The sequence below is a fragment of the Margalitia sp. FSL K6-0131 genome (genome assembly GCF_038008735.1).
In the GTDB taxonomy this organism is placed as follows: Bacteria; Bacillota; Bacilli; order Bacillales; family Bacillaceae_C; genus Margalitia; species Margalitia shackletonii.
On sequence record NZ_JBBOZS010000001.1, the window covers coordinates 2,091,726 to 2,112,045 of the forward strand.

Below are 20,320 nucleotides of genomic sequence, written 5' to 3' on the forward strand. Positions count from 1 at the left end.
GAATGTCAATAGAAATCATTACAGCGAAGATACAATTACAAAACCCAAATGAAGCCATTTCTTTATTTGGAATATCTGATAAACATTTAAAATTATTGGAGGATTCCTATAAGGTATCTATTATTACAAGAGGTGAATCTGTCCATATCTCTGGTAATACAGAGGATGTTGAACGGGTAAATAAAATATTAGAACGTTTACTATATATCATTAGAAAAGGGATAAATATTAGTTCCAGAGATGTTTTATATGCTATTCAAATGGAAAACCAGGGAACATTAGAATTTTTTGAAGAAATATATGATGAAGAAATAACGAAAAATGCTAGGGGTAAATCAATCCGTATTAAAACCTTAGGACAAAAACAATATATTACTGCAATTAAAAAACATGATTTAGTTTTCGGGATTGGACCAGCAGGAACAGGAAAAACATACTTAGCAGTTGTAATGGCTGTTCATGCATTGAAGAATGGAATGGTGAAAAAAATTATTTTAACTAGACCTGCAGTTGAAGCTGGGGAAAGCCTAGGTTTTTTACCAGGTGATTTAAAAGAAAAAGTAGACCCTTATTTACGCCCCTTATACGATGCTTTACACGACGTTTTAGGGAGTGAGCATACGGGACGTCTAATAGAAAGGGAGACAATTGAAATTGCCCCTCTTGCGTACATGAGAGGCAGAACCTTAGATGATGCATTTGTTATATTAGACGAAGCGCAAAATACGACACACGCTCAAATGAAAATGTTCCTAACCAGACTCGGATTTAATTCTAAAATGGTCATAACCGGCGATAGAACTCAAGTTGATTTACCGAAAGGTGCACAATCAGGATTAGTGGAGGCGGAAAAAATTTTAAAAAGCATTCCAAAAATCTCGTTTGTTTATCTTGAACAAAGTGATATTGTTCGCCACCCGCTTGTGGCAAAGATCATTGAAGCATACGATCAACATTCTTCTTAACCTGAACAATCTGTTCAGGTTTTTTTATAAAATAAAGTGCATTTCCGTACAAAAACTGATATCATTTTACATAATTAGGGAAGTTATCTCTTTAAAAAAGATATTTCTTTAGGAAGACTTTAATCTGTCGTTATTGTCATGTTTTATGCTATTTGAAGGTGGTGGGAGAACTAGGTGAATATTCAAGACTACATTGGAAAAATTCGTACTCTACTAAGTTATAAAGTATTTACAATCATTACTTTACTGATTTTATCTATATTGATTTATGGAGTCCTTTACTACAATGTGAAGCCTCAAACGTATAATATGGAGTTATTTTCCATTGCCGATAAAACAGTTCGTTCTCCTAAAACGATAGAAGATGAAGCGAAAACCAATGAAGAACGGCAAAAGGCTGCAGACGAGGTTGGAAGGGTTTATACATTTAAAAAAGAAACTTTACAAAACAGGGTATCACTGATAAACTCCATTTTTGACTTTGTTAATGATGTAAATTATCAACCGGAACTTCAAGACAAATCAAAGGATAAACCCGCAAAAAAATCCGATGCAGAAAAATTACAAATATTAAAATCGGATTTATCGAAAAATGTGAATGAAGACGTAACAAAGAGAATTCCAGATGATATTTTTTACACTTTACTTAAAACAAATCACTTTGATTTGGAGCAGGCTAGAGATATTGTTATCCAACAAGTAGAAACAATGATGGATGAAAAAATAAGAGATGATCAGGTATCCCAAGTAAGGTTAAAAATAGCAGATAAAATTAACCAATCCAATTTAAACAGAGATTTGCGTGAAGCAGCTGTGGAGCTTGGCAAATATGCTATTGTTCCGAATGATATTTATGATCCTCAGTTAACCGAGGCAAGACAAAAACAGGCGATGGAAAATGTTGAGCCAGTAAAAATTTTACAGGGGCAAATTATTGTTCAAGAAGGACATCTTATCGACAGGGATATCTACCATCAGCTACAAATACTTGGTTTATTGAAAAGTAATCCAACAGTTAAGCCCTTTTACGGATTAGCACTGTTTGTCTTATTAATGATTGCGCCAATTTATCTTTATATACACAATACTTCGTATCCTGAAGATAAGAAACAGATATATTTAATCCTTGTAAGTTTCGTTTTTTTTATATCCCTATTATTAATGAGAATTGTGGGGTTTATTGATAGTACAGATTTACCTAATTTAGGTTATATTTATCCGGCAGCCTTGGCACCAATGTTAATTCGAATCATGTTAAATGAACGGTTTGCATTTATTGTAACGATTTTGTTAGCTGCATGTGGAAGTATTATATTTAGAGACGAACTGGCAGGGACGATTAATATTGAAATAGCTGTTTATATTTTGTTTAGTGGTACTGCAGGTATTTTATTTTTATCCAATCGAAACCGCCGCTCCAATATTTTACAAGCTGGATTATTTGTTTCCGTTATCAACCTGATGATGATATTTGCATTAATCCTATTAGGAAATGGACAGTATTCAAAAATGGAATACATTTATTTTGTGGTGTTTTCTATTGCTTCAGGATTACTGTCTGCAGTATTTACCATTGGGCTCGTGCCATTTTTCGAGGCAGGTTTTGGCATACTGTCGACGATTAAATTAATTGAACTATCAAATCCGAACCACCCTTTATTAAAGAAAATTTTAACGGAGGCACCTGGTACATATCATCATAGTGTGATGGTGGCGAATTTAGCGGAAGCAGCATGTGAAGCTGTCGGGGCAAATGGCTTGCTGGCAAGAGTCGGATGCTATTATCATGATATTGGCAAAACCAAACGCCCGCAATTTTTTATTGAAAATCAAATTAACATGGAAAATCCCCACAATCACTTGTCTCCGGAAGTGAGCAGGGATATCATTATTGCGCACGCAATTGACGGAGGAAAAATGCTAAGAAAGCATAAATTTCCTAAGGAAATTATTGATATTGCGGAACAACATCATGGTACAACTTTGCTGAAATATTTTTATGTAAAGGCAAAAGAAGAAAATCAAAATGTGGATAAAGAATCGTTTCGATATCCTGGGCCGAAGCCTCAGACGAAAGAAATTGCTATCATCAGCATAGCGGATAGTGTAGAAGCTGCCGTTCGTTCCATGGCACACCCATCACCAGAACAAATAAAAGAGTTAATTCATAACATTGTTCAGGACCGCTTACAAGATGGTCAGCTTAATGAATGTGATATTACCTTAAAAGAGCTTGAAGTAATAAAGAAAACATTTTGTGAAACATTAAATGGTATATTTCACTCCCGAATTGAGTATCCCGAATAAGAAAAGCTGAAAACTCTTGCTTAGGCAGTGTAGGATATAGAGAATTCACAGGCGAGATAAATGAAACACGGCGAGAGACGAGTCGATACTTTCGCAAGGAGCAGCGGTAGAAATCCATTAGCTGAAAGTGCCTTGTACTATATAAAGTTTAAACTTGTAAAATAACTTATTTGTTAATTTTTTTACATAATAAATAAAAGGGAGCCCTTTTTGGGTGGTATTTTTAATTAATAAAATTGAATATTTAGAGGTGGATATTATGTCTTTATCCATTGACTTTATGGATGAAACAAATGAATTAAAAAAAGAAGATTTTGATTTAGTAGAAAGCCTTTTAAACTTTGCAGCAAATAAATTAGAAATTGAAAATGAAAGTGAAGTTTCGATTACCTTTGTATCGAACGAGAGAATCCAAGAAATAAATAGGGAGTATCGGGAAAAGGATCTGCCCACTGATGTTATTTCTTTTGCGATGGAAGAGTTGGGAGAAGGGGAAATAGAAATTAGTGGTGTCGAAATGCCTAGGGTACTTGGGGATATTATTATTTCTGTTTCTAAAGCACATGAACAAGCAAATGACTATGGTCATGCTTTTACGCGTGAATTAGGATTTTTGGCCCTTCATGGATTTTTGCATCTGCTTGGATATGATCATATGACACCAGAAGATGAGAAAGAAATGTTTGGACTTCAAAAGGACATATTAGATGAATATGGACTTAAACGATAAAAATAAGTCTCCTTTGTCAAAAACATTTTCCTATGCTTTCAGTGGAATTGTCCATGGTTTGGGACAAGAAAGAAACTTTAGGATACATACGGTAGCGGCGATTTTAGTAACAGTATTAAGTATCCTAATGCGAATTTCCTCGGTGGAATGGCTATTTGTTATTCTTTCTATTTTCGGTGTTTTTACATTAGAGTTAATTAATTCGGCAATAGAAAGGGTAGTGGATTTAACAACATCGGAATATCACCCTTTGGCAAAACAGGCAAAGGATTTAGCGGCAGGAGCAGTTTTAGTCTATTCCATTATGTCTGTTATTATTGCGTGCATCATTTTCATACCGAAACTTGCACATTTATATAAAATGCTCATACAGTAATAATAACAGGTGAATGTAACAGTTTTTACCATAGCAGAATTTGAATCCGATTTTTATTTGAGTTAAAATAAGTTTATCCAACATTTTGGTGGGTAAACTTATTTTAGTCAGATTTTTTGATATTTTCAATCAAATCAAAAATATTCTATAATTCATGACATTTTTGTGGTAAAATAAGATTTGAAGGGGAAGTAATATGAATTTAGAGCATTTAATTGAGGAAGCAAAGCAAGCAAGGGATAAAGCATATGTGCCATATTCAAAGTTTGCTGTGGGTGCAGCGTTGCTCACGAACGACGGAAAGGTTTATCAAGGATGCAATATTGAGAATGCAGCGTATAGTGTTGCCAATTGTGCTGAAAGAACAGCCCTGTTTAAAGCCTATTCAGAAGGCGATACATCCTTTGCTGCATTAGTTGTAACAGCAGATACTAACCGGCCAGTACCACCATGTGGAGCTTGTCGCCAAGTTATCTCAGAGCTTTGTCCTAAAGACATGAAGGTTATCCTTACCAATTTAAAAGGTGATAGGAAAGAGTTGACAGTAGAAGAATTATTGCCTGGTGCATTTTCTCCGGAGGATTTAAATGAGTAATAAACAAATTGCAGAAAACGAATTCAAATCAGGCTTTATCTCCATAATTGGACGCCCTAATGTTGGAAAGTCTACGTTTTTAAATAGGGTAATTGGGCAGAAAATTGCCATTATGAGTGATAAGCCTCAAACAACTAGAAATAAAGTCCAAGGTGTTTATACTACAGATGATTCTCAAATGATCTTTATAGATACTCCAGGCATTCATAAACCGAAACATAAACTTGGCGATTTTATGATGAAGGTTGCGACCAATACATTAAGAGAAGTCGACCTTATATTATTTATGATAAATGCAGTCGAAGGCTTAGGACGTGGTGATGAATTTATCATAGAAAAATTAAAAGAAGTTAAGACACCGGTATTCCTTGTCATTAATAAAATTGACCAGATTCATCCTGAAGAATTATTATCAATTATTGAACAGTATAAGGACCTTTTTGATTTTAAGGAAGTAATACCGATTTCTGCATTGCAAGGTAATAATACGGAAAAATTACTGGCGGAAATAAAAAAGTACTTACCTGCAGGCCCGCAATATTATCCAGCAGACCAGATTACAGACCACCCAGAAAGATTTATTGTTTCTGAGTTAATACGGGAAAAGGTATTGCATTTAACTAGAGAAGAGGTTCCGCATTCCATTGCAGTTGTTATGGATAAAATGGAAAAAAAATCAGATTCCGATGTTGTTCATATTATGGCTACCATTGTAGTAGAACGATCTTCTCAAAAAGGGATTATTATAGGGAAACAGGGCAGTATGCTGAAAGAAGTGGGAAAACGAGCTCGAGTTGATATTGAACATTTACTTGGATCGAAGGTTTTTCTCGAACTATGGGTAAAGGTTCAAAAAGATTGGAGAAATAAAATTAATCAACTGCGGGATTTTGGCTTTAGGGAAGATGAATATTAAGGTTAGCCTTAAGTTGTGTTAGAGTGATGAATTATGCATCCAAATTTGTTAGCAATTTTTACGTCACATGATTTCAGGAAATCTCGGTGAAGCTAAATATATGCTTTACAAAAATGATTTCATGAGTTTTCACAACATGAAAGGCGGGGGTTATATGCTAGAGTTTACATGGAAATTTTTTACCGAAACTGGTAGTATTGATACCTATTTGCTTTTTAAGGAACTGGAAAAAGAAGGACAAGATGAACCTATGAAAACAGATCATGAAATCTCAGGAATTGATTATAATCCAATCTCCTGAAAATATTTCTTTTCTGTTATCACCTGAATGAAGCAAAAAGATTGCTTTGGAAGGTGGATATAATGCTTCAAAAATGTGAAGGTATAGTAATAAGAACACATGATTATGGTGAATCGAATAAAATTATAAATGTATATACACGTGAATTTGGGAAACTTGGGATGATGGCAAGAGGTGCAAAAAAGCCGAACAGTCGCCTCTCTGCTGTTTCCCAACTTTTTACTTATGGATATTTTCTCGTTCAAACAGGTAATGGACTTGGGACGCTTCAACAAGGAGAAATGATTTCTTCGATGAGGTCAATACGAGAAGATATTTTTCAAACCGCATATGCTTCGTATATTGTCGATCTTTTAGACAAAAGTGTTGAAGAAAGACAGAAAAATCCATTTTTGTTTGAGCTTTTATATCAAACATTAAATTACATAAACGAAGATGTGGACATAGATATTATTACAAATATATTCGAAATGAAAATGCTAAATGTCTTAGGATTATATCCTGTGATGAATCAGTGTGCGATTTGCGGCAGTAAAAATGGTAATTTTGCTTTTTCTATTCGGGAAAACGGTCTCATTTGTCATCGATGTTTTGAAAAGGATCCATATCTCTTGCCTGTTTCACAAAGCAGTATTAGACTTTTAAGACTTTTTTATTATATTGATATTAACAGATTAGGTTCCATTTCTGTGAAGCCAGAAACAAAAAAGGAGCTTCGGAGAACGATAACGATGTATTACGATGAATACTCCGGTTTGCAGTTAAAATCAAAAAAATTTTTAGATCAAATCGATAAATTTAAAGACATTCTTTAATGATGCAAGCAAAAATAATGGTTCTTTATTTCGTTTTGAAATAGAGAGCCTTTATTTTTGTCTGGCGCATTTAACAGTATAAATAAATTTTAAAAAAAATGTTCGTCTTTCTGCTTACGTATTTGCCCTTGCAATTTTCTTTTCATATTTTAAAATTAGTATATAATAATTGTTATAAAAGTATAACACATCTAAATGCTTTTTTGAATTGGGGGTGTAAACAATAGAACTTAATAAAAGGCAACAACAAATATTACAAATTGTAAAGGACAATGGCCCGATAACAGGGGAGCATATAGCAGATCGGCTAAAGTTAACAAGAGCGACATTAAGACCTGATTTAGCTATTTTGACCATGGCTGGCTATTTGGATGCTCGTCCCAGAGTGGGATATTTTTATACAGGAAAAACAGGGGCGCAGCTTTTGACTGAAAATTTAAATAAAATTTTTGTCCGAGATTATCAATCCTTGCCTGTAGTGGTAAATGAAAATATTTCTGTTTACGATGCTATCGTTTCCGTATTTTTGGAGGATGTAGGTACTTTATATGTGGTAGATGAAAATTCTCATTTAGTTGGGGTCCTTTCCAGGAAAGATTTGCTTAGAGCGAGTATAGGAAAACAAGAACTTTCCGCATTGCCAGTGAATATTATAATGACCCGAATGCCAAATATAACATACTGTGAAAAAGATGATATGCTGATCGATGTAGCAAAAAAGTTGATAGATAAGCAAATTGATTCTTTGCCGGTTGTAAAAGTAACCGACCAAGGCTTAGAAGTTACTGGCCGTATAACCAAAACCAATATAACGAAAGCATTTGTAGCTCTCGTAGATGGAGATTTATAAGTAAGGCATTTTCGTAAATTTGTTGTTATTTACTATAAGTAAAATTTATAATTATCAATTGTAAGTACGAAAAGAAGTTTTTTTGTACGAAAAACAACAATTAATTCGGAAAAAGCTTTATTATTAAAAAGGAGTTTGGTGAAATAAATGATAAAACCAACCATTTATATTATATCTGATTCGGTGGGAGAAACGGCAGAATTAGTAACGAAAGCAGCTATAAGTCAATTTAATGGAAATGATGCAGAAATAAAAAGGTTTCCTTACGTGGAAGATTTTCAGCATATAGAGGAAGTACTTTCACTTGCAAAAATGAATCATGGCATTATTGTATATACATTAGTTAAACCGGAAATGCGACAATATATAAAAGAAAAATCCGAACAGGATCGGATTTATACCATAGATATCATTGGTCCATTACTTGATAAACTAGAAGACCTTTACGGAAAAAAACCATTATGCGAACCAGGGCTGGTACGAAAATTAGATGAACAGTATTTCAAAAAAGTGGAAGCAATCGAGTTCGCAGTAAAATATGATGATGGCCGTGATCCTAGGGGAATTCTTCGCGCTGACATCGTACTTATTGGTGTTTCCCGCACCTCTAAAACACCACTATCTCAGTATTTGGCACATAAAAGGTTTAAAGTAGCAAACGTTCCTTTGGTACCAGAAGTGGATCCGCCTGAGGAATTATTTCAAGTGCCACCGGAAAAATGTATCGGTTTAAAAATTAGTCCGGATAAATTAAATCATATTCGAAAAGAACGGTTAATATCCCTTGGTCTCAATGATCAAGCAAGCTATGCAAATATTGATCGAATTAAATCAGAAATTGATTATTTTGATCAAATAGCTTCAAAAATCGGTTGTAAAGTTATTGATGTTACAAATAAAGCGGTCGAAGAAACCGCCAATATCATCATGAATTACATTCGAGGTACGGAATAACACATGATCTTAAGGATGATGTGTTTTTCATTTTTTTTATTTTTTTACCACCATGAAAATAAAAATATATGGTCAAATGCATAAAAATATACTATAATAAAAAATTGTGATAAAAATGTATTTAAAATAGGTTTAGAGTCACGAAATAAGGAATAAACTAACTATTGAGATATGTCAAGATTATTTTCTTAAAGTTATTCGACAAGGTCCGTAAAATTCTTAAAAATGATTAGTTAAAGAAAGAAGGATTCTGTGGAGCGATGTAGAATAGATACTAATAACGAAGAAAGTAATCCGATGATTTGGTATTTAAGCGTTCAAAGTCTACTCCTAAGTGTTTAAGTCTCTAAACTGACTGCTCTTTACTTCTACATTTGTGCGAATTTTGTCGAAAAATGTAAATGAAGAGATAAAAAAATAAAGGCAATTGGGGATGTTTTCGTGACGGGAATAATTCCTGAGGAAAAAATTAATGAAATTCGCGGGTCCATAGACATAGTAGATGTGATTGGTGAATATGTTCATTTGAAAAAGCAAGGGAGAAACTACTTCGGTTTATGTCCTTTTCATGGCGAGAATACTCCATCTTTCTCTGTCTCATCTGACAAACAAATATTTCATTGTTTTGGGTGTGGGGCTGGTGGTAATGTTTTCACTTTTATCATGGATATTGATGGGATAGGTTTCCAAGAGGCAGTTATTAAATTAGCTCAAAAAGCGAACATTGAATTAAGTATTGACCCGAAAATTGATCAGCGTTCTGAAGGGAACCACACTAGCGACCATCAGAAAATGCTGGAAGCTCATGCTTTGTTACAAAAATTTTATCATCATTTATTGGTAAATACAAAAGAGGGTCAAGAAGCATTTGAATATCTTATTCAAAGAGGCTTTACAAGGGAAAGTATGGAGAAATTTCAAATAGGCTATGCTTTGCCAAGCTGGGATTTCACCGTAAAACTATTTCAAAAAAGGGGTTTCCCATTACCCCTTATGGAAAAAGCTGGTTTGATCATAAAAAAAGAAAGTGACGATACTTATTTTGACCGATTTCGAAACAGAATTATGTTTCCGATAATGAATTCTAAAGGTCAAACGATCGCATTTTCAGGCAGGGTTTTAGATAAAGAAGAGCAGCCGAAGTATTTAAACAGCCCTGAAACGGAACTCTTTAATAAAAGCTCTGTTTTATATAATCTTCATCAAGCGAGAAGCTTTATAAAGAAGCAGCAACAAGCTATTTTATTTGAGGGATTTGCCGATTGCATTTCAGCGGATAGGGCATCTATTTATAATGGGATAGCCACAATGGGAACTGCTTTAACAGAGCAGCATGTTCAGCAAATACGGAGATTAACAGATAATATTATTATTTGCTACGATTCCGATTCCGCTGGAACGGAGGCTGCATACAAAGCAGGGCAAATGCTCGTTGAACATCATTTTAATATTCGTATTGCAAGAATGCCAGACGGTTTAGACCCTGATGACTACATCCAAAAAAACAGTGCGGAAAAATTTCGTCAAGATGTAATAGGGGCAAGCATGACGTTTATGGCGTTCAAAATGCAATATCATCGCATCGGAAAAAAGCTTCAAAATGAAGGAGAAAAGCTCAAGTATATAGAAATAATAATAAATGAGATTTCAAAGCTTGAAAACGCGGTTGAAAGAGATCATTATTTACGCCAATTAGCGGAAGAATTTTCGATTTCAATGGATGCGTTAAAGCAGCAACAACTTCATGCATTTTATGCAAATAAGAAAAAAAATTCATTCATGGGGCAAAGCACTAATCATAAAGTATTAGTAAAGCAAGAAAAAAAAATATTACCCGCACATCAAACAGCAGAAAGACGACTTCTTAGTCATATGTTAAGGGATGTGGAAATAGCATATAAAGTCAGAGATTTATTAGCTAATCATACCTTTAATATAGATGAGCATCAGGCTATTCTCACCTATCTTCTTGGCTTTTATGAAGAAGGGAATGAACCGGATACAAGTTCGTTTTTGCTTTATTTACCGGATCAACAGCTCCGCAGGGTTGTTGCGGATATCGAAATGATGCCATTGAATAGTGAAGTATCTAATCAGGAAATTGAAGATTATATAATTCAAGTGTTGAAACATCAAAAGATGTTAAAAATAAATGAAAAAGTAAAAGAACAAAAAAAAGCTGAATTAGAAAATGATCTGCAAAAGGCTTTATCCATTGCAAATGAAATTATACAGCTTCGCAAGTCATTATGATAATTTAATGGATAATATCAAAATGAATAACATAACCATTATATTCGTTTTGTTTAAATAGTTGGAAGGAGGGGAACAAATGGCTGAAAAATCAGCTCGTTCCAAAGAATTAGAACCTGAATTGACTCTTGATCAAGCAAAAGAACAATTAATTGAACGCGGTAAAAAACGCAGATTTTTAACATATGAAATGATTTCAGGAAAGCTTAGCCATTTTGAATTAGATTCCGAACAAATGGATGAATTTTATGAAACTTTAGGTGAACAAGGAATCGAGATTCTGGAAGATAATGAAGATGATGACGAAGAATCTCCAGATATCCATGAGTTAGAAAAAGATGAAGAGGATGAATTTGATTTAAATGATCTAAGTGTCCCTCCAGGTGTAAAAATCAATGACCCAGTTAGAATGTATTTAAAAGAGATTGGGCGTGTTGATCTCCTTTCCGCTGATGAAGAAATTGAACTTGCAAAACGAATTGAGCAAGGCGACGAAGAAGCGAAAAGAAGATTGGCAGAAGCAAATTTACGTTTGGTTGTAAGTATTGCAAAGCGTTACGTTGGCCGTGGCATGCTTTTCTTGGATTTAATTCAAGAAGGCAATATGGGACTTATTAAAGCGGTAGAAAAGTTTGACTATGACAAAGGCTTTAAATTCAGTACCTATGCTACATGGTGGATTCGACAAGCCATCACACGTGCAATTGCCGATCAGGCCAGAACCATTCGAATTCCTGTCCATATGGTAGAGACAATAAATAAACTGATTCGAGTGCAACGTCAATTACTGCAAGATTTAGGCCGTGAACCTTCACCTGAAGAAATTGCAGAGGAAATGGACTTAACACCTGAAAAGGTTCGGGAAATTTTAAAAATTGCTCAAGAACCAGTTTCATTAGAAACACCAATTGGGGAAGAAGATGATTCCCATTTAGGTGATTTCATTGAAGACCAGGATGCTACATCACCATCTGAACATGCCGCCTATGAATTGTTGAAAGAACAATTAGAAGACGTATTGGATACATTAACAGATCGTGAAGAAAATGTTCTAAGATTACGTTTCGGCTTGGACGATGGCAGAACAAGAACCTTAGAAGAAGTTGGAAAAGTATTTGGCGTTACCCGTGAACGTATTCGCCAAATAGAAGCGAAAGCACTTAGAAAGCTGCGCCATCCAAGCCGAAGCAAAAGGCTAAAAGATTTTCTTGAATAATATTTAGTTATTAGTTTACCTTTACCGGGTAAACTAATTTTTTTGTTTAATTTTACATATAAAAAAGGAATTTTGCCACTTAATCTCGAATCATTGAATGACAGGATGTGTTGCAAATGAATTCTTCAAGAAAAGAAATAATTATTAACGAAATTACATATTGGAAACAGCATCAAATGTTACCCGAACATTATTGTGATTTTTTACTCGCTTTATATACAGAAGGGGAAACATCGTCGGCTAAAAAAAGTCGGGATAAAGCATTTTGGAAAAATAGTTTTATTATTTTTCTTATATTAGCCACTTTAGGTTTATCAGTATTTGTCATTTATTTTACTGAATTCAATTTTGTTTTGCAAACGATGATTTTGACAAGTTTTGTCGTTTTATTGCTATTATTCGGAATTTATTATTCTAAAAAAAAATATTGGTATACATTTTTTTATATTGGTGCCAGCTTGCATTTACTTTTTCTGTCCGTTTTATTGAATGATAAATTATTTCATAATGGAGCTTTATCATTAAGTATTATTATCATTGTGAACTGCCTGCTCTGGATATTTACGGGATGGAAATTAAAATTGTATTATTTTATTATTTCCGGAATAATTGGGATTTCTGTGCTTTTAATTTATATTTTAGTATAATGATTAAATAATGAAAAACTTTTAAAAGTTGAGAAAATTAGTCCACCTCTATTATAATATTTAATGTAAGCGGATACAAGATGTGAGGGGGATGGAAATGAACTTTGAGCTTACGGAAGAACAAAAAATGATCTTGCGCACTATACGTGAATTTTCTGATGCAGAGGTGGCTCCTGGTGCATTGGAACGTGACCGGAATAAACAGTTTCCAACAGAAATTTTCAAGAAATTAAGTGAACTAGGGATGATGGGGCTTCCATTTCCGGAGGAATATGGAGGGGCTGGTGCCGATACAATTAGTTTTGCGATTGTTGTGGAAGAATTAAGTCGCGCTTGCGGATCAACTGGGATTACATATTCTGCCCATATTTCCCTTGGCGGGGCACCAATTAATATGTTTGGAACAAAGGAACAAAAAGAAAAATTTCTGACTCCGATTTGTACGGGTGAATCTTTAGGGGCATTTGGCTTAACTGAACCTAATGCAGGCTCAGATGCAGGCGGGACGAAAACGACCGCAGTTGTTGACGGAAATGACTTTGTAATTAACGGCAATAAATGTTTCATAACAAATGCTAGTTACGCAAAACATTTAGCACTGACAGCGATTTCGGGTGAATTAGAGGGCAACAAGGAGATAAGTGCAATCATTGTCCCAACGAATACAAAGGGCTTTAGTGTCATTGATAATTACGAAAAGCTAGGTCTGCATTCCTCAAATACTACGGAATTAGTGTTAGAGGACGTAAGAGTCCCACAAGAGAATTTGCTGGGTGAACGTGGCAAGGGGTTTAAGCAGTTTCTTGTCACGTTAGATGGGGGAAGAATTGGTATTGGTGCGATGGCAGTAGGGATTGCCCAGGCTGCATTTGAGAAAGCTTTAGAATATGCAAAAGAAAGAAAGCAATTTGGCCGTTCTTTATCTGAATTTCAAGTTACCCAATTTAAAATTGCCGATATGGCGATGAAAATTGAGTTGGCAAGAAATATGGTGTATAAAGCGGCATGGTTAAAAGATCAAGGTCGACCATTTACAAAGGAAGCGGCAATGTGTAAATTATACGCTTCAGAAATTTGTATGGAGATTACGAATCAAGCCGTTCAAATTCATGGTGGAAATGGCTATATGAGGGATTACCATGTAGAAAGATTTATGCGAGATGCTAAATTGCTTGAAATTGGTGAAGGCACATCAGAAGTTCAACGTATGGTGATTTCCAGAGAAGTTGGATGTAATTAATTTATAAAAATGGTACAAACTAAATATCGAAAGCCGAAAACTTCATCTATTTATGGATGAAGTTTTTGTCTAAATTCCGAAAATATGATGAATCTTGCTAATTAGGGGTTTTCCTTCCATTGTTTTTCGAGTAAAATAAAATTGTTTGCACCAATAGGTATTTTTTTGTTTCTTACATAAGGGAGGTTATTTTGTGAAACGTAATCCTGCTATACCTTACATTTTTATTATGTTGCTAGGAATTGTACTTGTATTCTTTCTCTCTGTTAAGGGGCTTGGCGATGCAAAAGAGATTGCCAAAGATAATAAAAAGGGAGATGCGAAAACAGAAGCTCCAGCCGGTCAAACTGGAGGAAAATTTGATCCGGAAAGCTTTGCAAAAACAACATGTATATCATGTCACGGTAACAATTTAGAGGGAAATGTTGGGCCTAATTTACACGGAATTGGTAAAAAGATTTCAAAAGATGAAATTAAAAATGTCTTGAAAAATGGTAAAAATGGCGGAATGCCTGCAGGTTTAGTTCCTGCCGAAAATATTGATGCAATGGCTGATTGGCTTTCGAAGTTGAAGTAAAATTTAGGTCAAAAAAGTTCTCGCAAATGTGCGAAGAACTTTTTTTTGCTTTTAAAAACGTCTAAAATAAAAAAGAAGACTAAAAAAGTGGTGAAAAAATGAACATAGAAAAATTATCAAAAAGATTAGAGGCAGTTAGTGAATACATACCTATAGGATCAAAAGTCGCGGATATTGGTTCAGACCATGCCTATTTGCCTTGTTATGCCGTGAAAAATGGTATAGCGGAATTTGCCATAGCTGGGGAAGTTGTAGAGGGACCATATCAATCTGCGTTACAGCAAGTAAATAATTCGAGTTTAAGCCATGCTATTTCAGTCAGAAAAGGTGACGGTCTCGAAGTAATTGAAAAAGGGGAAGTCGATTGTATAACAATTGCAGGAATGGGTGGAGCGCTGATTACGTCGATTTTAAATCAGGGAATAGAGAAACTAAGCGGTGTTCAAAGATTGATCCTTCAACCTAATATCGCAGCTATTTCGATACGTACTTGGTGTATAGAACACGGTTGGAAGATTATTGCAGAACAGATACTTGAAGAAGATCAAAAAATTTACGAGATTCTCGTATTAGAACCTATAAATGATAATGGACCTTATACGTTATCAGATGAAGAGCTTTTGATGGGGCCAATGTTAATAAAAGAAAAAAATAACGTTTTCCAAAAAAAATGGCATCAAGAAGTGGAACAATGGAAACGCATTATAAAATCCTTAGACCAAGCAGTAGAAACAGTGGAGACAACGGAAAAGAAAAATCAGCTTCAAAAAAATATTAGGATGGTAGAGGAGGTAATCTCTTGAAAAAAGCGAATGGACATGAGATCATTCAGCTATTTGAAAGCTTTTCGCCAAAGCAATATGCTATGGATGGAGACCCTATTGGATTACAGGTTGGTAAGCTGAATCAGCCCGTAACAAAAGTGCTGGTTGCACTTGATGTTTTAGAAGAAGTAGTGGATGAAGCAATCGAAAATAATGTTCAGTTGATTATTGCCCATCATCCACCAATTTTTCGCCCCTTAAAAAAAATAACAACGGACACCCCTTCTGGCAGACTGATAGAAAAACTAATAAAACATGATATAGCTGTTTATGCTGCCCATACAAATTTAGATGTGGCAACTGGTGGAGTTAACGATTTACTAGCAAGCGCATTACAATTAGAAAATGTCGATATACTTGTTCCAACATTCGAACAAAAACTAAAGAAACTTGCTGTCTATGTGCCGATCGAGAGTGAAAACGATGTAAGGTCAGCATTAGGCAAGGTCGGAGCCGGAGCAATTGGGCAATATAGCCATTGTTCTTTTACTTCTGAGGGAACAGGAAGATTTCTACCAGGTGAAAATACCAATCCTTTTATAGGGGAAGTAGGAAAATTAGAGGCAACAAAAGAAGTGAAAATTGAAACTATCTTTCCGGATTATTTAGAGAAAAAAGTTTTATCCGCAATGATAAAAGCACATCCATATGAAGAAGTGGCATATGATATATATCCGCTTGAAAACAAAGGTCCTAGTTTAGGGCTTGGCAGGATTGGAGTGCTGCCAGAATCCATGACCTTAGAACAATTTGCGCAGCATGTGAAAACTACCTTAGATGTAAAAACAGTTCGTGTAGTAGGTAACCTGAACGATATAATCAAAAAAGTAGCTGTTCTAGGGGGAGACGGAAACAAATATTATCAACATGCAAAATTTAAAGGGGCAGATGTGTACGTAACAGGTGATGTATATTACCATACTGCTCACGATATGATGAATGCCGGCTTAAATGTAGTAGACCCAGGACATAATGTCGAAAAGGTAATGAAAAACGGAGTAGCGCAAATGTTAACAAAAATGTGTGAAGAAAAAGGGTTTGAAGTCTCGTTTATCGCTTCAGACATTCATACTGATCCATTTACCTTCCTATAAAAAAAATCGGCCAAAGCCGATTTTTTATTTTAAAGTTTGTTCACTCAGTTTTTTAACTTTCGGAAGTATTTTATTTAAAGGTACTTCCTTCTTTCTCGCCCAAGTCGTCTCGTCCATTGGATCATATTGTTCTAGAAATTGAATGACTTCCCGAACAATTGGAGTTGGGGTAGAAGCACCAGCTGTAACAGCTACTTTCTTCGCATCTTTTATCCAATCAAGTTGAATTTCTGAAATATCCGCTATTCTATAAGCCTTTGTACTTGCAATTTCCTCCGACACTTGTGCAAGTCTGTTGGAGTTGTTGCTTTTCGGGTCGCCAACTACTATTAGAACGTCAGCTTGACCTGCCTGATTTGCTACTGCTTCTTGTCTTACTTGCGTAGCTAAACAAATTTCTTTATGAATCTCCACATTAGGGTATTTTTCTTTTACTTTTTCCATAATGTGTTGAACATCCCATTGGCTCATCGTCGTTTGGTTTGTTACGATAATCTTTTCATTTTGGATGTTCAATTGATTAACATCCTCCAATGTTTCAACTAAATGAACAATGTCAGGTGCTACTCCAACAGCACCCTCTGGCTCTGGATGTCCTTTTTTTCCTATATAAATAACATCAAATCCCTGATCTTTTTTTTCTAAAATAAGATTATGTGTTTTTGTAACATCAGGGCAGGTTGCATCAATTGTAACAAGACCTTTTTGCTTTGCTAGTTCCCGCACTTCCGGTGAAACACCATGTGCAGTAAAGATAACGGTTCCCTCATGTACTTTTTCAAGTATCTCTTTCCGGTTTTTTCCGTCAAGAGTAATAATACCTTCTTCAGCAAATGCATCTGTAACATGCTTATTATGAACAATCATGCCCAATATATAGATTGGACGAGGTAATGATTTATCTAAAGCTGCATTACGTGCAACGACCATCGCATCAACGACGCCATAGCAATAACCGCGTGGGGATATTTTAATAACCTCCATGAAAAATCCTCCTTGAGAATAAAAATATCCTCTTTAATCTATTACACATCAAAAATATTATATAAAAAAAGTGCATATATTACAAAGAAAAGATCAAATGTGTAATTGCCTGATTATCGATAGTAATGCTAAAAAAGTGAGATATTGTAAAACTCCTCCATTTAAAAAACGCTATGCGAAAAAAACACATAACGCCTATACATTTTAAATATATAATTTTGGAACGGATGCACCCTTCTTATTTGAATTTAGGGTAACTCCTTTTCGGAAATCCTTTCCCGTGATTTTCTCATTGTCTTCCTTTTTAGCAGTAGAAGATCTTTTTGTCGTTTTCCTAGTTGTCTTCTTTTTTCCTTTATTGCTAGAGGAGGTTCTTTTTACTTGTTTCTTTCTCGAGGTGCTTTTCTCTTCAATTGCTGAAGATTCTTTTTCATTTTCGTTATTATCATCAGACGATTCATCGGTATTTGAACTATTTAAGCTTCTATACATTTTAATCATCCCAGGCAGATTTCTAACTAACGGTCCATATTGCCTAACCATTGGTCCAACTTGACCAGCAGCTCGTAAAACTCCTTGTGTATTATTTAGGAATGTACTAATGGAACCGGGATTTGCTAAACTTCGTAAAAGACCTCCTCCACCACCGGTTGCTGCCCTGCTGAAACCCGCTGCTGCATTTGCAACATTACCAGCCCCTCCACCGCCTGCACCGCCTAAACCGGCCCCTGCACGTGAAAAAAGTCTGGAAAGAAGACCTCCACCTCCGCCTCCTGCATTCATTCCGCCGGCACCCATTGGCATTCGACCTCCGAGACCAGCCATTCTGCCCATCATTTGCATTGGATTCTGGGCCATACCTCCACCTAACATATTTCCCGGTGATCTTCCAAGACCGCCTAATAGGTTAAATGGCGCTCTCGTCATTCCACCCATCTGCATATGGACCCTCGCCATATTTCCAAGGAATGGTGGAAAACCTCCTGGTGGCATATTCATACCTCACGCCTCCTTTCTAGAAAACGAAATGCTCTATATTACAATATGCATAAAAGAAAAAAACGTCTTGTATTTCCATTGAATTATTATTCGCAATATAAATGACCTTCCTTCTTTTCTATAAAACCTCGGTCAGGGTGGAAGTTTTCTTGAATGTCGATTATAATAACAAAATGGACTTTTCATTTAACACGCCTATTTTTCATTGTAAATAAAAGAAATTCCTTCACAAGGAGAGTGATATTTTGAGTGAAAATCGTTTTTCTATTTTCCACTTTAAACCATTCATTGAAAAAGCAATAAATGATCTTGGTTTTTATGAACCAACAGAAATTCAAAAGAAAATGATTCCAAATATTATGCGTGGAGAGAGTGCAATTGGACAATCCCAAACTGGTACGGGAAAAACTCATGCCTATTTATTACCAATTATTCACTCCATTGATCCAGGCAAAGATGAGGTACAAGCTGTAATTACAGCTCCGACTCGGGAATTAGCCAGCCAAATTTACCAGGAAATCCAAAAGATAACGAAAGCAAATGAAGATTCCCAAAGTATCATTCATTCGCGCTTATTTATTGGAGGCACGGATAAACAGCGAACGATCGAAAAGCTGAAGAAACAACCGCACATTGTTGTTGGAACTCCGGGAAGAATTAATGATTTAATAAGGGAACATGCTTTATTTGTTTATACAGCTAAAACACTTGTGGTGGATGAAGCTGACTTAATGCTGGATATGGGCTTTTTATTTGACGTGGATCAAATTGCTGGACGAATGCCAGAGGAATTGCAAATGTTGGTGTTTTCAGCAACGATTCCGGAAAAAATGAAGCCTTTCTTAAAGAAATATATGGAAAATCCAACATACGAGCATGTACAGCCAAAACATATATCCGCCGAAAATATTGAACATATTCTCGTTCCGTTAAAAAGTCGTGAAAAGATTGGACTACTATATGAAATTCTAGGGATGATTAATCCATATCTTGCCATTGTCTTTACGAATACAAAAGCAATGGCAGATCAAGTAGCGGATCAACTTATTGATAAAGGGATAAAGGTTGGGAAACTCCATGGAGATTTAACCCCACGGGAGCGTACAAAGGTAATGAAGCAAATTCGCAACCTTGATTTTCAATATATTATTGCTACTGATCTTGCTGCACGTGGAATTGATATAGAAGGCGTCAGTCATGTAATTAATTATGAGCTTCCACAAGATTTGGACTTTTATATCCATCGCGCAGGAAGAACAGCTCGGGCTGGTGCTTCCGGAATCGCCTTAACCATATACGAGACATCTGATGAAGATGCATTAAATCGTTTGGAGAAAATGGGAATTCATTTTCTATATCAGGATATTAACAAGGGAGAATGGATTCAGCTTGAAGATCGAAACAAACGAAGTAAGAGAAAGAAAACGCAAGATGAAATCGAAGAAAAAGCGAGAAACTTGGTGAAAAAGCCGAAAAAGGTAAAACCGGGTTATAAGAAGAAAATAAATAGACAAGTAGAACAAATCAAGAAAAGGGAACGAAGACTTCAAAAACGCAAATAGAAATTTGAAGAGAGTGTTTTCGCTATTGTCGCTTGCAGTCTTTAGAAGTAAATCCGAAGTATGCTTGGCTTTGGGGAATCTTTTCTTGCCAAGTTTATTCATTTTTTAACCATTT

At 35.4% G+C, this 20,320-nt stretch carries 20 protein-coding genes; 18 read left to right on the forward strand and 2 right to left on the reverse strand.

Annotated features, from left to right (window positions below; all coding sequences use genetic code 11):
- The first annotated feature begins 2 nt into the window (after positions 1 to 2).
- The 17 genes from NSQ59_RS10120 to NSQ59_RS10200 all read left to right on the forward strand — a co-directional run bounded on the left by NSQ59_RS10120 (position 3) and on the right by NSQ59_RS10200 (position 16,660).
- The gene (locus tag NSQ59_RS10120) at positions 3 to 965 is read left to right on the forward strand and encodes a PhoH family protein (RefSeq protein ID WP_055739238.1); all 963 of its coding nucleotides are present in this window, start codon (positions 3 to 5) and stop codon (positions 963 to 965) included.
- 174 nt (positions 966 to 1,139) lie between these two features.
- Entirely contained in the window at positions 1,140 to 3,272 is a 2,133-nt protein-coding gene (locus tag NSQ59_RS10125; RefSeq protein ID WP_055739239.1) for an HD family phosphohydrolase, read from the forward strand.
- Between the two features lie 259 nt (positions 3,273 to 3,531).
- Positions 3,532 to 4,002 carry an rRNA maturation RNase YbeY gene (ybeY, locus tag NSQ59_RS10130; protein ID WP_055741184.1) on the forward strand — a complete coding sequence of 157 codons (471 nt, stop codon included), beginning with the start codon at positions 3,532 to 3,534 and terminating at the stop codon, positions 4,000 to 4,002.
- On the forward strand, positions 3,980 to 4,378 hold the full coding sequence (locus tag NSQ59_RS10135) for a diacylglycerol kinase family protein (protein ID WP_055739240.1): 399 nt from the start codon (positions 3,980 to 3,982) through the stop codon (positions 4,376 to 4,378). Before ybeY ends, NSQ59_RS10135 begins: the two co-directional genes overlap by 23 nt.
- Positions 4,379 to 4,574: 196 nt before the next feature.
- Entirely contained in the window at positions 4,575 to 4,973 is a 399-nt protein-coding gene (locus tag NSQ59_RS10140) for a cytidine deaminase (RefSeq protein ID WP_055739241.1), read from the forward strand.
- On the forward strand, positions 4,966 to 5,889 hold the full coding sequence (era, locus tag NSQ59_RS10145) for a GTPase Era (protein ID WP_055739242.1): 924 nt from the start codon (positions 4,966 to 4,968) through the stop codon (positions 5,887 to 5,889). Before NSQ59_RS10140 ends, era begins: the two co-directional genes overlap by 8 nt.
- A 154-nt stretch (positions 5,890 to 6,043) precedes the next feature.
- Positions 6,044 to 6,190 (forward strand): YqzL family protein, encoded by a 147-nt coding sequence (locus tag NSQ59_RS10150; protein WP_083489429.1) that lies wholly within the window; start codon positions 6,044 to 6,046, stop codon positions 6,188 to 6,190.
- A 62-nt stretch (positions 6,191 to 6,252) separates the two neighbouring features.
- Positions 6,253 to 7,005, forward strand: coding sequence for a DNA repair protein RecO (gene recO / locus NSQ59_RS10155; protein ID WP_055739243.1), 753 nt, complete (start codon positions 6,253 to 6,255; stop codon positions 7,003 to 7,005).
- A gap of 223 nt (positions 7,006 to 7,228) precedes the next feature.
- A complete protein-coding gene (locus tag NSQ59_RS10160) occupies positions 7,229 to 7,855 on the forward strand; it encodes a helix-turn-helix transcriptional regulator (protein ID WP_055739244.1) in 627 nt (208 codons plus the stop codon).
- 147 nt (positions 7,856 to 8,002) lie between these two features.
- Complete coding sequence (locus NSQ59_RS10165; protein WP_055739245.1) at positions 8,003 to 8,809, forward strand: pyruvate, water dikinase regulatory protein; 807 nt, start codon at positions 8,003 to 8,005, stop codon at positions 8,807 to 8,809.
- A 441-nt stretch (positions 8,810 to 9,250) separates the two neighbouring features.
- Positions 9,251 to 11,062 (forward strand): DNA primase, encoded by a 1,812-nt coding sequence (dnaG, locus tag NSQ59_RS10170; RefSeq protein ID WP_340831021.1) that lies wholly within the window; start codon positions 9,251 to 9,253, stop codon positions 11,060 to 11,062.
- A gap of 79 nt (positions 11,063 to 11,141) precedes the next feature.
- A complete protein-coding gene (gene rpoD, locus NSQ59_RS10175; protein WP_340831024.1) occupies positions 11,142 to 12,278 on the forward strand; it encodes an RNA polymerase sigma factor RpoD in 1,137 nt (378 codons plus the stop codon).
- A 116-nt stretch (positions 12,279 to 12,394) separates the two neighbouring features.
- A complete protein-coding gene (locus tag NSQ59_RS10180; RefSeq protein WP_055739248.1) occupies positions 12,395 to 12,925 on the forward strand; it encodes a hypothetical protein in 531 nt (176 codons plus the stop codon).
- Between the two features lie 97 nt (positions 12,926 to 13,022).
- A complete protein-coding gene (locus NSQ59_RS10185) occupies positions 13,023 to 14,165 on the forward strand; it encodes an acyl-CoA dehydrogenase (RefSeq protein ID WP_340831028.1) in 1,143 nt (380 codons plus the stop codon).
- 193 nt (positions 14,166 to 14,358) lie between these two features.
- Complete coding sequence (gene cccA / locus NSQ59_RS10190) at positions 14,359 to 14,742, forward strand: cytochrome c550 (RefSeq protein WP_055739250.1); 384 nt, start codon at positions 14,359 to 14,361, stop codon at positions 14,740 to 14,742.
- Between the two features lie 98 nt (positions 14,743 to 14,840).
- Positions 14,841 to 15,545, forward strand: coding sequence for a tRNA (adenine(22)-N(1))-methyltransferase (locus NSQ59_RS10195; RefSeq protein WP_055739251.1), 705 nt, complete (start codon positions 14,841 to 14,843; stop codon positions 15,543 to 15,545).
- Positions 15,542 to 16,660, forward strand: a complete 1,119-nt coding sequence (locus NSQ59_RS10200; RefSeq protein WP_340831031.1) for a Nif3-like dinuclear metal center hexameric protein — start codon at positions 15,542 to 15,544, stop codon at positions 16,658 to 16,660. The genes NSQ59_RS10195 and NSQ59_RS10200 overlap by 4 nt, the downstream gene beginning before the upstream one ends.
- A gap of 24 nt (positions 16,661 to 16,684) precedes the next feature.
- Here the strand turns inward: NSQ59_RS10200 and NSQ59_RS10205 are convergent, their stop codons facing one another.
- Together NSQ59_RS10205 and vrrA are read right to left on the reverse strand one after the other, a co-directional pair.
- A complete protein-coding gene (locus NSQ59_RS10205; RefSeq protein WP_055739253.1) occupies positions 16,685 to 17,644 on the reverse strand; it encodes a 4-hydroxy-3-methylbut-2-enyl diphosphate reductase in 960 nt (319 codons plus the stop codon).
- Positions 17,645 to 17,848: 204 nt separating this feature from the next.
- Complete coding sequence (gene vrrA / locus NSQ59_RS10210; protein WP_340831034.1) at positions 17,849 to 18,643, reverse strand: VrrA/YqfQ family protein; 795 nt, start codon at positions 18,641 to 18,643, stop codon at positions 17,849 to 17,851.
- A 245-nt stretch (positions 18,644 to 18,888) separates the two neighbouring features.
- On the opposite strand from vrrA, the gene NSQ59_RS10215 reads away from it, so the two are divergent.
- On the forward strand, positions 18,889 to 20,205 hold the full coding sequence (locus NSQ59_RS10215) for a DEAD/DEAH box helicase (RefSeq protein ID WP_055739255.1): 1,317 nt from the start codon (positions 18,889 to 18,891) through the stop codon (positions 20,203 to 20,205).
- The last annotated feature ends 115 nt before the right edge of the window (positions 20,206 to 20,320 follow it).